Below are 12,520 nucleotides of genomic sequence, written 5' to 3'. Positions count from 1 at the left end.
ATGGCAAGATGACGCTCCGGGAGGGCCTGAACGTCCTGTGCGATTGCAGGCACTTGCGGTCGACGAAAGTGGAGTCAATTGCTCACTGAAAACGGAAGATAAATATAGCGGGGAAGAATCGGGTACCCAAACGTGCTTCTTTCCCCGCAGGCATCGGCGTTGACGGCAAGAATGGCTTGCCAGTCCTGCTCGGAATATTCCAAGCCTGTCCGCGTCTGTTCTGTGATGAGGCGATCTATCGCCTTTGTATTGCATTCGAAAAACGCGTCTTTTTTTTCATGGGTAAGCGGAATGGCTAGGCGTGTCGTCATGACACAGGCAAATATTGCACTGACAAATAAAATGCTTACGCGTATTTTTTTCATATGCCGCCTTCAATTTTCAAGCAGTTTTGATATCGAATGGCAAGGTGCCAAAGAGACAGAACGGTCATGAAAGCCGCCGATCCAATCCCGAAAATGTAAATGCTGCCGTGGACCAGGACTCCACCTGGGGTTGCCTGCTGCTTGTCCCAATATAGATTGAATGGGAGCGGCGCGGAACTGCCGGAATTTACAGGTCGGGGCGGAGCAGCGCTGCACGCCGGCGACAGCTGCCCGGTAAAATCACCAGTACCGCATGTGTGGCCTGGTGTGCTACCATTTTTTTCAAAAGCTGAAAGGAGCGGCATCATTCACGAACTTGAATTCCGATATAAGGATTACTTTGTTTCTCCTCGCGTGCGGAAAATATCCCTGCATGGCCTTGAGAGGCTTTGTGCTGAGTTCGTCATAGTTCATCTCGGCGAGGCTTCCCGGGCTGAGATATTCAGCACCGAACAATACTTCGACAGCGAAACTGAAGCATTGGATTGCGCCAGGCAGCGTGCGATTGCCTACATCGACGAGCTGCTTCCCTGATGGGATTTCTCACGAACGTTGTTGCTAGAACGTTCATGCCCCAATTTGAAATAAAGTAACAAGAGGGACGACCGCCAGAGGCGGGAGTATTGCCGGCCGTTTCTGGCGCACGGCATACTGCACCACCCGCTACATGGAACGGCGCCCTTGAAAAGAGGGCGCTGCCACGTATGCGGCCGCGCCTCGCCTGGCGCTCTTCAATCGTAGGTAGCGGCCAAGGTCACACTGCTAAAAGCCTGCCTGGCGTTGAGTAATATGTAATACCAGCGCTTGCTTGCCGGCGCGCTTATCGTAATGCTTTCGCGGTTGCCGGCGCCGTTGCTGACGGCGTCGTAGGACGCCGGGCTGGGATAGCGATCCAGCGCAACGTACAGATCGACGTCGCCGCTGCCGCCGCTGGTCCTCAATTTCAGGTTTTTTGCGCCTTCTGGCAGTTGGATATAGGCATAAGTCCGCTCCGTGGCGGAAAAGCCGCTGATCGCGCAATTCTTACCCAGGTAGCTGGACGAGGCGCAGCTTGGCAGTTGCGGGCCATCTGGCAGCGGCGGTTCACCGCTAGTGCCGGCGCTCATGACCCAGCTGGCAAACTCGCTATCATAGCGGGCGCCGATATACGCCATGGTGTTCTGGTAGCCCTCGTAGTCGCCGACGCGGAATTTTCCGGTAATGACATCGACATCATTGCGATGACGCTCGAACATGAAGCGCGTCGCCATATATCCCCAGCGATATGCGCGCAGCTGGTAGTCGTTCATGGCATAGGTATTGCCGAAAATCTGGCTCAGGCGGTAGACGCCACTACGGCTGCTGTCGATCGCCTCCTGGTCGTCATTCTTCTTGGACAGATACTCCGCCAAACCTTCAATCCACCAGACGGTCGGCTTGGCGGTGCTGGCGCCGAAATCGCCGAACATGTCGAAGCGGCCGTCGAGGTAATGGATATATTCGTGTTCCAGATTCCATATCTTGAATAGCGGACGCATCCAGGAAGCCTGGTGGGCAATGAAGCGGGCCTGGTTGCCGGCGCCGTCAGGGCTGCCTTCCAGATATATGCCGCCGTTGTTGGTGCTGATGCCGTAGATCGCCGCCGCATATTTGCTGTAATTGCTATAGTCGTCGAACACCACGACTTCCAGCGAAGTATTGTGATCATTGGCGACCGCCTTGCCGCCGGTTTGCAGCATGTCGTGGAAATATGCTTCTTCCGTCTTCAGCAGTGCGCACGATGCCTGCATCTGCGCCGGGTTCATGTCCTGGGCGCGGATGCTGATGGATGGACTGCAGGTATATTTGTTTTTCAGGACGGCGTCGGCCAGCCTGGCTTCGAAATTGCAGGTGCCGTATTCGGCGCAATTGGCGTTGTCGTTATATTTAACCGAAACCGCCGCCGCCAGCCAGAGTTCGCTGCCGGCGCCGGTCATGCTGGTGTCGGCCAGGAGCGCCTGGATCATGGCCTTGACGGCGTTTTTCTGAGCCGGGTACTGGAAGAAGCGGAAGGCTTCGTTGGCAGCATCGGTGAGCTGGTAGGCGGTTTCGGTGGGCAGCAGGGCGCTCTTGTTGCTGACGACAAAATTGTTCAGCGCGGCGGCATATGTCGCATCGTTCTGCAGCATCAGCTTGCCATCGGCTCTGCCGTGGGCATAGAAAATCACGGTCAGCGCGCCGGTAAAGCCGCCGGCTGCAGTCGGCTGGCGCAGCGCTTGCGCTGCATTCGGATTGCTGACGGTGTTGGTGTAGCGCAGCACCAGGTTCTTCATGCTGCCCAGATAGTATGGTTCATCGCCCATGTTGGTGATCAGCTTCAGCGTTTCGCTGGCGCTGGTCGGCGCCACGGCGTTTTCCCTGAACAGAAAATCGCCATCGACCAGCTGCCTGATCGGCGGCCGCAGGGCGGCAAGCAGTGATGAGGACGGAGCGGAAATGACGTTGCTGCTGGCAAGATAGTAGCCGGCGCGCAGGTAGATCAGCAGATTGACCAGGGCCCGGCTGCCGGCGTTGTAGGTACGGGCCTCCTGCGTGAAGCGGTTGGCGACGGCGCTGAAGTTACCGGCCGAGTATGCTTTGGCAGCCTGGGCGGCTGTCAGCGAGAACAAGCCGTAATGGCATTCATAGTCAGGCAGGTTGACAATATAGTCGGCCAGGGCATTGCCGTCATAGCCCGTCAATACATCCATATCCCGGCAATCCGGCGCGGCGGCCGTGCTTTTGCTGCGGTTGCCGGCGGCTGGCCGGGTCAGTGGCGGCAGCAAGTCGGTCCGCGGTTTTTTGCTTGGAGACAGGTTGAATCGCGACTGTTCCGGCGATGGCGGCAGGGTTTGCCGGGCACGCGGCATCGGCGCCTGGGTCGCCAGCGCCGGTTCCGGCGTGGCGGCCGGAACAGCGGCGGCATAAGACTGCAGGCTGAGCACCATCAAGCCTGCCAGCCAGAATGTATTCTTTGGAATCATCATCGGTTTATTGTCCTCATGTGAATTGCGGCGGCGCACCTCGCTGCAGGAGGTCAACGGCCGCCGGTCGGATAAAGTACATTGCCCGGATCAGGGTAAATAGCTGTCAGAGTTTGCAGGTAGGTGGCGGCCGGCGGCTGCAGGGCATGCTGGCCGAGCAGAAAAAACGCCGGTGCAGCGAGGTTTTCCGGGATTTTCGTGTGCCGGAAATAATTTTGATAAGAGGGTCTTGAAAATACGTTTGGCAACGCAATATCGGTAAAGTCTCCTCCAACTCTCCCTAAGTTTTGGATTTAACCCGCTGCCGCAAGGCTGGCGGGTTTTTTTTTCGCCGCTTGCGTCTCTTCGCAGGTGGACGGCGATTTGATAGCGTGCGCTAGGATTGTCATCCTGGAATTACAGGCTGTATCTTGATATCAGCAATAATAGATGCTGTCATGACAACAACTCTGCATGCATTGAGGACTTGCCGCCATCGAGCGATGCCGCTCAACACCAAGACGAACAGCTAGAAAAGCCTGCTGGTCTATGTATGGCTAGCGGCAGCTGTCATCCGTTAGATCGACATGCTGCGCAACATCTTCGACGCTTCCCGGTTGGCGATCAGCTGGGTGCCGTCGCGCATCTGGATTTGCAGCTGAGACTGGTCGTCCGCTCTCATCGATTCGACAAAATCCAGGTTGATCAAGGTTGAGCGGTGAATGCGGATGAATTTCCCCGGGTCGAGCCGCGTACTCAGTTCCGATAGTCCGATGCGCACCAGGAAGGTTTTTTTCCTGGCTGCGATCACGGTGTATTTCTCTTCCGATTTCAGATATTCGATCTCATCCGTCGCCAGCGGGAAAATATGGCCGCGGTCGCGTACCAGGATCCGCTTCAGCATGGCGGTTTCCTGCTCGGCTGCCTGCTTCAGCGCCAGTTGCAGCAGATCTTTGGATGGCACGGCGACCTCCAGCAATCGTTCGACAGCGGCATCAAAGCGCTCGCGCGAGAACGGCTTGAGGAGATAGTCGATCGCGTTCAGTTCGAATGCGATGACCGCATACTGGTCATAGGCGGTAGTAAAGATGAAATCCGGCGCGTGGGTCAGACGCTGCAGCACTTCCAGGCCGGTCATTTCCGGCATTTGAATGTCCATGAACACGGCGTCGGGCGCCAGCTTGTCGATCTGTTTCAGGGCGCTGGCGCCATCCGCGGCTTCGCCGACCAGGCGCAACTGCGGATGCGCCTGGATCCAGTCGCGCAGGGTTTCCCGGGCGAGCGGCTCATCTTCTGCAATAAAGACGGTTTTTGTTTTCATGGCTCTTTATGAGGTTGGTGAGATTGCGTCAGGGGGAGAGCAATCAGGCCGCTTCGAGCGGAATCGACAGGTGTATGGCGCAGCCGGCGCCCGGCGCCGTCCTGATCTCCAGATTTCCGCGCTGGCCGTATTCCAGCTGCAGGCGCCGGGCCACTGTCTTTACGCCTAGTCCGGCCGATTCCTTCATGGCGAGCTTGTCGCAGCCGGGGCCGTCGTCGCTGACCGTGATGTCGATGCCTTTGCCGGAGCTATTGATGTGGGCGCTGATAGCCAGCTTTCCCGGCCGGCTGTGCGGATTGAAGGCATGCTTGATGCTGTTTTCCACCAGCGGCTGCACGGTCAGCGCCGGCAGCAGATGGTAGCGGGCGGCATCGTCGATATCCCATTCAACATGCAGGCGGCTGCCCAGGCGCAGCGCTTCGAGGGCAAGATAGTCGCGCACAAACTTGAGTTCCTCATCCAGCGTCACCATGGTGTCTCCGCTTTTTTCGGTATCGAGAATATAGCGCAGCATGTCCGAAAATTTAAGCAGCGCAGTCTCTGCTGCGCTTGACTCCTTGCGGGTGAGGGCGATGATGGAATGCAGCGTGTTGAACAGGAAATGAGGATTCAATTTATTGCGCAGCGCCGTCAATTCCGACTTTGCCAGCAAGGCTTCGGCCTGCGCAATCGCGACAGACTGCAAGCGGGTGGTCTCGATGGCGCGGATGGCGTGGAAGATGCCTGCGCTGACCGCATACATCATGAGGTAGCCCCAGGATTGCCATATGAGCCATTGCTCTACATCTGATTTGGAAGCCTCCGGATTGCCATAGTAAAAAACAATGGTGGCTGCCAGAGACATGCACAGCACGGTGAGGAACAGGGCCGATCCGATGTGAATTGCGGCCGACGCCGCCGTACTGCGATTGCTGCGCTTCAGGTACCCGGTCAGCGGCCATACCAGGAACAGAAGAGGGATCGCCGGACCAAGGCAGCATGCCGCCGAAAGCAGGCCCTGTCCAACCCTGATATTGCCGTTGAACAGGCCTTCGCCCTGGGTCGCAAGAAAATAAAATAGAAAAACGGGCAACCAGGCAGCCAGATAGAGTAGCCAGATGCGACGACGCATGCTCGGTCCTTGTCAAATCTCCGATGCCCGATTGTCTACCAGAATGCAGTATTTGCGGCAGGCCTTGGTCTGAATTGAGGAAATCAGTGGCTGAAATGCCGGAATCGGAGATTTTCCGCCAGCTCAACGGGCCCGAGGATTGCTGCCGGTCCCGTCTAGCCTGCGGCGGACCACCTGCACAAGCTGGCCATGCGCTCGCGCCGCCGGAATCCAAGTTTTTCATAGAGCCGGGCGGCATGGTGGTTCTGGTCGGCCACCATTACCAGGCGGGCGGCGCGCCCGAAACCGTGTTCCGCAACATGATGCACCAGGGCGCGGCAAATGCCCCGGTTGCGATAAGAGGGTGCCGTGAAGACGGCCTGGAAGCGGCCGGTATCCCCGGCGAAAAATATACCGAGATTGGCAACCTGCCTGTCTCCAATAAATGCTCCCCACCAGTCACCGTGATTATTGCCGATCATTTGCTGGTACATCGCTTGTAATCCGGCCAGATAGCGCAAGAATTCCTGTTCCGGAAAGTGACCGGCGTTTTCGGCAATCTTCAGCGCCTGCCAGTCTGACCAGTCGGCCGCATTGCGATAGCGGCGCAGTGTGATTTCCGGGGAATATTGCGCAGCTGCGGCCAGATCCTGTGGATGGGCGATCAGAACGGTGTTTTCACTGAACTCATAACCGGCTTCGATAAATGCATCCGGTGTCATCGTCGCATCGCCGCGTACCGGCCACAAAAAAGTGTGATGCTTGATCAGCGGCGGCGCTCCTACAAGCTGACGGAAATCGTTTTCCAGCCGCGGGCGATCTTGATTGCGGGGCGCGTGTTCCAGCACCAGCAGGTTGCCGAAATAGTAGTCAGGAGTTGCGGGCGTCCGTACCACCGTGTATTCGCCATGGCGAATGACTTCTCCCTGGACGCGATTGAACATCAGTTCGGTCAGGATGCCCCAATGCGGGCTATTTTCTTCTTGTTTTTTCATGGTCGGATAAATACAAAATGGCCACATTCTTGCCAGGGCAAAGCCCGCGGTTCATACCCGGCTGGATATTCTTGCGCAGACCAGGCTGATACTGCGCTAACATTGGTTCGCCATCAACCACTGCTATCAACCGATGCGTCCAGTTCCGAAGAAAGTGCTGATTGCCGTAGCCGTCATATGCGTCATTATCGCGCTGGCGATTTTGCTTGGCCTTGCCTACGACAAGCGCCGATGGCTGGCATCATGCGACAGCGGCAATGAACTTTTCCGCCAGGAACAGAGCGTGCAAACCTGCGAACTGCAGTACGTAAAATCAAAAAAATAGGGCCGCGCAGCGCTTGCGGACCGCCATTCCCGATCTTATCTTTCGGTCAGCGCCAGCTTGACCGCCAGCGCGCCGAACGCGGTTGCAAAGCTGCGGCGCATCCATGTCATCACGCTTGGCCGGGTTATTACATGGTCGCGCATGACGGCGGCAAAGATGCCGTAGAGGGAAAAAATCACGAAAGTGGCCAGCATGAAGGTGCCGGACAGCTCGAGCATGCGGAATAGCGGATGGCTTTCTTGCGGGCTGACGAATTGCGGCAGGAAGGCGACAAAGAAGATGGACAGCTTGGGGTTAAGGATGTTGATGAGGATGCCGTCGATGATCACGCGCAGGTCGGAGCGCTGGTCCACGGCGCCCTCCACGCGTAATGCGCCTTTTTCGCGCAGCGAGTTCCAGGCCATGAACAGCAGGTAAGCGATGCCGGCATATTTGATGGCGTTGAAGGCCATGGCGCTGGAATGCAGTACCGCTGCCAGCCCCAGCATGGCGGCGGCAAGATGCGGCAGGATCCCGAGAGTACAGCTGAAGGCCGCCAGCACGCTGGCTTTGGCGCCGCGCGACAAGCCGGCGGAAAGCGTATAGATGACGCCGGTGCCGGGCGAGGCGACGATGATCAAGGTGGTCAGCAAAAATCCCAGTGTCATGAGTTTGTCTCCACTATTCAACTTGCGCGTCCGATCCAGCTGCGCCGGTTTCAAAGTTTATCATTGAAAGCAACGGGGAGATTTCCAGAGAGCACGAATTTGCTTGAGAAAGGGGGATTCAAGGCAAGGGGATTGCAAGAACGGCGGCCTTGCCGCGGCCCGCTGAAAAGAAAATGGGAGCACATAGCTGCTCCCATTTTTTTGATTCTCAGATCGCTTGCGACAATGCCCTCCGGACGGGACAGGCAATCGCACAGACTCAAGGTCCTGGCGAGTCTTCGAATAAGCTGGTTTTCCTGCCTAACGCACGAAGAATTTCCAGTTTCTCCGTTCGCTATTTCACATCAAGGAGCTTTGATATTGGATGCTTGCTTACCCTTAGGGCCTTGAGTGACATCAAATTGCACTTTTTGACCTTCCTTGAGCGTCTTGAAGCCATCCATGGTGATTGCGGAAAAGTGCGCAAACAAATCTTCGCCGCCATCGTCCGGTGTAATGAAGCCGAAACCCTTGGAATCATTGAACCACTTAACAGTACCTGTTGCCATGATAATCTCTCAATTAATTACACATCGTATTAGTGCTAAAGCGCTTGGCTTTTCACTAACTAATTTACACACGATCAAACTTTGAAGTGTGGCCACGCACTCAGACTAATGGTGCCAAGAGGTCGCTTCTGTACGCTAACCAACTTAAGACGGTTCGTCAATAGCGAATATGCATGGGCGGTGTTGTTTTCGTGCCAATCCTCTATTTTGTCATCTTGTTCACTGTTAGCGGACCGCCGCCAGCGTCTGCAGAAACTGCCTGCACCACCAGTGCACATTGTATTTGCGGACATTCGCCAGCAGCGCCGCGTGGCGCGCCTGGCGCTCGGCCAGCGGCATTTGCAAGGCGCGCTGGATTGCCTGCGCGGTGCCTGGAATGTCATAGGGATTGACCAGCAGCGCTTGTTTCAGCTGTTCGGCGGCGCCGGCGAAACGAGACAGCACCAGCACACCCGGATCGGCTTCATCTTGCGCTGCAATAAATTCCTTGGCGACCAGGTTCATGCCGTCGCGCAGCGGCGTCACCAGGGCGACGTCGCAAGCCCGGTACAGGCCGGGCAGCCGTTTGCGCGCCACCGTGCGATGGATGTAGCGGATCGGCATCCAGTCGAAATCGCCGTAATTGCCGTTGATGGCGCCGCACAGGCTTTCCAGTTCGTGCTGGATGTCGGCATAGGCGTCGACGTCTTCGCGGCTGGGCGAGGCTACCTGCAGCAGGGTGGCGCTGTGCTGGTTCTCTGGGTATTCGCGCAACAGTTCGTTAAAGGCGCGTATGCGCTGCGGCAAGCCTTTCGAATAATCCAGGCGGTCGACGCCGACCAGCAAGCGCCGCCGTGAATATTCAGTGCGCGTGCTCTCGTAGGTATCGACGGCCTCGCGCGCGCGTCCCAGCCGTTGGAATTCGTCTACGTCTATGCCGATCGGGAAGGCGCCGGCCTGCACGGTGCTGTTGAAGGCACGGAACTGGCCGGCGCCTATGGTTTCGGCGGTGGCTTCGGCTTTCACGTAATGCGAGAAATTCAGCAGGTCGGCTTCGCTCTGGAAGCCCACCAGGTCGTAAGCGAAGAGGGCCCGCATCAGCCATTCGTGCGAGGGAATCGCCGCTAGTATCTGCTGCGGCGGCAGCGGGATGTGGAGGAAGAAGCCGATGCGGTTGCCGCAGCCCATGGCGCGCAATTCAGCAGCCAGCGGAATCAGGTGGTAATCGTGGACCCAGATCATGTCGTCCGGCTTGAGCAGCGGCATCAGCTTGCGCGCGAACAGATGGTTGACGCGCCGATAGCCGCTCAGGTAACCGGATTCCAGGTTGGCGAGGTCGAGCCGGTAATGGAATACCGGCCACAGCACGCCGTTGGCATAGCCGCGGTAATAGGCGTCGTGGTCTTCCTGGCACAAATCGATTTCGGCCAGCGTCACCGGCCCCGCCTGATGCAGGCGCAGCTCGCCCTCGCCGGGAGTGCCGTCCTTGATTACGTCGCCGCTCCAGCCGAACCACAGGCCGCCAGTGCTTTTCAGGGTTTCGCCGAGCGCCACCGCCAGACCTCCCGCCGCCGGTTTGCGCGGATCGGCAAGTCGGTTGGATACTACTACCAGACGTGACATAGGCGCTTCCTTTCTTGATTTTAAAAACATAGGATGGGAAGGGGACTGCTGTCAGGATTCAGATGGCGCTCTCCCAGGCGGCCGACAAGCGCATCGCACAGTTGATGATGCCAACCATGGAATAGGTCTGCGGGAAGTTGCCCCACATTTCGCCTGTGACCGGATGGGTGTCTTCCGACAGCAGGCCGACATGGTTGCGGGCCGCCAGCATGGCTTCGAAAATCTCGCGCGCCTGTTGTTTGCGGCCGATGCGCGCCAGCGCGTCGATGCGCCAGAAGGTGCAGATATTGAAAGCGGTTTCCGGCCGGCCGAAATCGTCGGGCGCTTCGTAGCGCCGCATGTAGGGGCCGTCGCACAGGTATTTTTCGAGCGTGTCGACGGTAGCGATAAAGCGCTCGTCGGTAGGCGCCACCAGGCCTACCTCCACCATCAGCAAGACGCTGGCGTCGAGATCGCGGCCGCCGAAACTCTCGGCATAGGCTTGCCGTTCTTCATTCCACGAGTCGTTCAGGATGCGCTGGCCGATGGTCGCCGCGCGTTCATGCCAGTAGCCGGCGCGTTCGCCCAGTTCCAGCTTGCCGGCGATCTTGGCCAGGCGGTCGCAGGCGGCCCAGCTCATCAGCGCCGACGAAGTATGGATGCGCGAACGGGTGCGCAGCTCCCACATGCCGGCATCCGGCTGGTCATACAGTGCGAACGCGCGTTCGCCCACCGCTTCCAGATGCCGGAACTGCTCGACGCCGGAACGATGCAGCAGCCGCTCGTCGTGAAACGATTGCGCCGCGCCGAGGATGATATTGCCGTAGACATCGTGCTGGAAATGCTCGTAAGCCTGGTTGCCGACCCGGACCGGCGCATGATGGCGGTAGCCGGGCAAGTGGTCGAGCGTCAGTTCCGGCAAGGCTTCTTCCAGACCGATGCCGTACAAGGGTTGCACGTGGCCGCCGGCGCTGCGCACCACGACATTGCCGAGCCAGCGCAGATAGTCTTCCATGGTGCCCAGTTCCGACAGGCTGTTGAGCGCGCGCACCACGAAAAAGGCGTCGCGCAGCCAGCAATAGCGATAGTCCCAGTTGCGCGCGCTGCCGGGCGCTTCCGGCACGCTGGTGGTCATGGCGGCGATTATCGCGCCGGTATCTTCATACAGCGACAGCTTGAGCGTGATGGCGGCGCGGATCACCGCCGCCTGCCATTCCAGCGGCGTCGCCAGGGCCCGGCTCCAGCCGCGCCAATAGGCAAGCGTTTCCTGCTCCAGGTGACGCGCGGTATCGCCGATGCCTTCGCTCATGGTCTCGTCCGGCCCTAGGATGAAATTCAAGGGGCGGCTGACGACGAACGAAGTCTCGGCCAGCAGATAGCTGAGCGGAGCGTCGGTACTCAGGCGCAAGGTTTGCGCTGCGCCGATATAGCGGATGTGGTTGCTGCCGCGGCTGATCGCCGGCGCCTCGCGGCCCCAGTCGAAACGCGGGCGCAGCATGATGCGCAGGCGTGGCGCGCCGCTCAGCGGCTGGACGCGGCGGACGATCGTCAGCGGCCGGAAGAAGCGCCCGCGGCTGGGAAAGCGCGGCGCGAAATCGGTGATCTCCACGCCCTGGCCCAAGGTATCGTACAAACGGGTGTGCAGCACGGCGGTATTGGCTTCATACCACTGCTCGCTATGCGAAAAATTCTCTAGCTGGAAACTCCACAGGCTGCCGTTGTCGGTGGTGTCGAGCAGGGCGTTGAACACCGGATCGCCATCGAAGCGAGGCAGGCAGCACCACACGATGCGCCCCAGTTTGTCGATCAGGGCGTTGAAGGAACAATTGCCGATAACGCCAAGATCGAGCGACGAGGTGGAGGGAATTGCGACATCGGCGACAACCGAAGCAGCGGCCGACGTTTCCGTGGGGAGCGTGGTCATGGTTTCTTCCTTCACTTTGGTTATTGCAGAACCTGGGCCAGCATGGTGCGTACCGCGGCGGCGCTGGCGATGCGGGCGTGCGCCAGGCTGTCGCCGGGGCCGACCTTGATGCCGAGGCCGCCGCCCGACTGCACCCAGGCGAAGCCGGCCTCATCGGTGCTGTCGTCGCCTATGAAAACCGGGCGCCGGCCGATGAACGGCGGCTCCTGCATGAAGGCGGCAATCGCGCTGCCTTTGTCGGCATCCGCGGCCTTGGCTTCCACCACCATTTTGCCGCGCAGCAGAGCAAATCCGGCTTCGTGCCGCAGCGCCGCCGTCATCGCCTGCACGCAGGCCTGTTCAAGTTCCGGCGCGCGGCGGTAGTGCAGCGCCAAGGCGCCGCGTTTTACTTCCAGCAGCAGGCCGGCGTGTTGCGCCACCAAGGGATTGAGATGCGCCAGCAGGCGTTCGATCGAGGGCACCGGCAGCTGCGTCATGCAGCCATCGGCGCTGCGCCGCTCGACGCCGTGGACGCCCGCCGCGGGTAAACGCAAGGGGGCGAGGAAGTGATCGATCTGTTCCAGCGGACGGCCGCTGACGATGGCGAGCGCGCCGCCAGCCGCCCGTTGCAGCCGTTGCAAGCTTGTTATCAGGCCTGGCGGCACCAATACGCTCTCCGGGCGGGGAGCAAGATCGACCAGGGTATTGTCGAAGTCCAGAAACAGCGCATCGACGCTAAAGTCGTAAGCATGGTTTGGTAGGGGCATGCTATGTATGGCGGATTA

General features: G+C 58.8%; 12 protein-coding genes. 1 reads left to right on the top strand and 11 read right to left on the bottom strand.

The window, feature by feature from the left end; all coding sequences use genetic code 11:
- Positions 1-74: 74 nt before the first annotated feature.
- Positions 75-365, bottom strand: a complete 291-nt coding sequence (locus tag BCF11_RS00530; RefSeq protein ID WP_098493002.1) for a hypothetical protein — start codon at positions 363-365, stop codon at positions 75-77.
- A 141-nt stretch (positions 366-506) separates the two neighbouring features.
- Here BCF11_RS00530 and BCF11_RS27315 point away from each other — a divergent pair, with 141 nt between their 5' ends.
- On the top strand, positions 507-899 hold the full coding sequence (locus BCF11_RS27315) for a hypothetical protein (protein WP_158229117.1): 393 nt from the start codon (positions 507-509) through the stop codon (positions 897-899).
- Positions 900-1,096: 197 nt separating this feature from the next.
- Here the strand turns inward: BCF11_RS27315 and BCF11_RS00520 are convergent, their stop codons facing one another.
- The 10 genes from BCF11_RS00520 to otsB all read right to left on the bottom strand — a co-directional run bounded on the left by BCF11_RS00520 (position 1,097) and on the right by otsB (position 12,502).
- On the bottom strand, positions 1,097-3,349 hold the full coding sequence (locus tag BCF11_RS00520) for a M9 family metallopeptidase (RefSeq protein ID WP_098497258.1): 2,253 nt from the start codon (positions 3,347-3,349) through the stop codon (positions 1,097-1,099).
- Positions 3,350-3,399: 50 nt separating this feature from the next.
- The gene (locus BCF11_RS00515; RefSeq protein ID WP_098493000.1) at positions 3,400-3,594 is read right to left on the bottom strand and encodes a hypothetical protein; all 195 of its coding nucleotides are present in this window, start codon (positions 3,592-3,594) and stop codon (positions 3,400-3,402) included.
- Between the two features lie 308 nt (positions 3,595-3,902).
- The gene (locus BCF11_RS00510; RefSeq protein WP_098492999.1) at positions 3,903-4,646 is read right to left on the bottom strand and encodes a LytTR family DNA-binding domain-containing protein; all 744 of its coding nucleotides are present in this window, start codon (positions 4,644-4,646) and stop codon (positions 3,903-3,905) included.
- A 43-nt stretch (positions 4,647-4,689) separates the two neighbouring features.
- Positions 4,690-5,757 carry a sensor histidine kinase gene (locus tag BCF11_RS00505; RefSeq protein WP_098492998.1) on the bottom strand — a complete coding sequence of 356 codons (1,068 nt, stop codon included), beginning with the start codon at positions 5,755-5,757 and terminating at the stop codon, positions 4,690-4,692.
- Positions 5,758-5,912: 155 nt separating this feature from the next.
- Entirely contained in the window at positions 5,913-6,731 is an 819-nt protein-coding gene (locus BCF11_RS00500; RefSeq protein WP_158229116.1) for a GNAT family N-acetyltransferase, read from the bottom strand.
- A gap of 360 nt (positions 6,732-7,091) precedes the next feature.
- Complete coding sequence (locus BCF11_RS00490) at positions 7,092-7,703, bottom strand: LysE family translocator (protein WP_098497257.1); 612 nt, start codon at positions 7,701-7,703, stop codon at positions 7,092-7,094.
- 344 nt (positions 7,704-8,047) lie between these two features.
- On the bottom strand, positions 8,048-8,251 hold the full coding sequence (locus BCF11_RS00485; protein WP_098492995.1) for a cold-shock protein: 204 nt from the start codon (positions 8,249-8,251) through the stop codon (positions 8,048-8,050).
- Positions 8,252-8,476: 225 nt separating this feature from the next.
- Positions 8,477-9,853, bottom strand: a complete 1,377-nt coding sequence (otsA, locus tag BCF11_RS00480; protein ID WP_098492994.1) for an alpha,alpha-trehalose-phosphate synthase (UDP-forming) — start codon at positions 9,851-9,853, stop codon at positions 8,477-8,479.
- Positions 9,854-9,911: 58 nt separating this feature from the next.
- Entirely contained in the window at positions 9,912-11,756 is a 1,845-nt protein-coding gene (locus tag BCF11_RS00475; RefSeq protein ID WP_098492993.1) for a glycoside hydrolase family 15 protein, read from the bottom strand.
- Between the two features lie 20 nt (positions 11,757-11,776).
- Complete coding sequence (gene otsB, locus BCF11_RS00470; RefSeq protein ID WP_098492992.1) at positions 11,777-12,502, bottom strand: trehalose-phosphatase; 726 nt, start codon at positions 12,500-12,502, stop codon at positions 11,777-11,779.
- Positions 12,503-12,520: the final 18 nt, after the last annotated feature.

This window comes from Collimonas sp. PA-H2 (genome assembly GCF_002564105.1).
Taxonomy (GTDB): domain Bacteria; phylum Pseudomonadota; class Gammaproteobacteria; order Burkholderiales; family Burkholderiaceae_D; genus Collimonas.
This window is presented reverse-complemented; position numbering and strand designations above follow the sequence as displayed.

Excerpts from the sequence above, each read along its gene's own strand:
- otsA (WP_098492994.1), bottom strand. The coding sequence starts at position 9,853 with ATGTCACGTCTGGTAGTAGTATCCAACCGACTTGCCGATCCGCGCAAA.
- BCF11_RS00485 (WP_098492995.1), bottom strand. The coding sequence starts at position 8,251 with ATGGCAACAGGTACTGTTAAGTGGTTCAATGATTCCAAGGGTTTCGGC.
- BCF11_RS00520 (WP_098497258.1), bottom strand. The coding sequence starts at position 3,349 with ATGATGATTCCAAAGAATACATTCTGGCTGGCAGGCTTGATGGTGCTC.
- otsB (WP_098492992.1), bottom strand. The coding sequence starts at position 12,502 with ATGCCCCTACCAAACCATGCTTACGACTTTAGCGTCGATGCGCTGTTT.
- BCF11_RS00510 (WP_098492999.1), bottom strand. The coding sequence starts at position 4,646 with ATGAAAACAAAAACCGTCTTTATTGCAGAAGATGAGCCGCTCGCCCGG.
- BCF11_RS00490 (WP_098497257.1), bottom strand. The coding sequence starts at position 7,703 with ATGACACTGGGATTTTTGCTGACCACCTTGATCATCGTCGCCTCGCCC.
- BCF11_RS00475 (WP_098492993.1), bottom strand. The coding sequence starts at position 11,756 with ATGACCACGCTCCCCACGGAAACGTCGGCCGCTGCTTCGGTTGTCGCC.
- BCF11_RS00505 (WP_098492998.1), bottom strand. The coding sequence starts at position 5,757 with ATGCGTCGTCGCATCTGGCTACTCTATCTGGCTGCCTGGTTGCCCGTT.
- BCF11_RS00530 (WP_098493002.1), bottom strand. The coding sequence starts at position 365 with ATGAAAAAAATACGCGTAAGCATTTTATTTGTCAGTGCAATATTTGCC.
- BCF11_RS00500 (WP_158229116.1), bottom strand. The coding sequence starts at position 6,731 with ATGAAAAAACAAGAAGAAAATAGCCCGCATTGGGGCATCCTGACCGAA.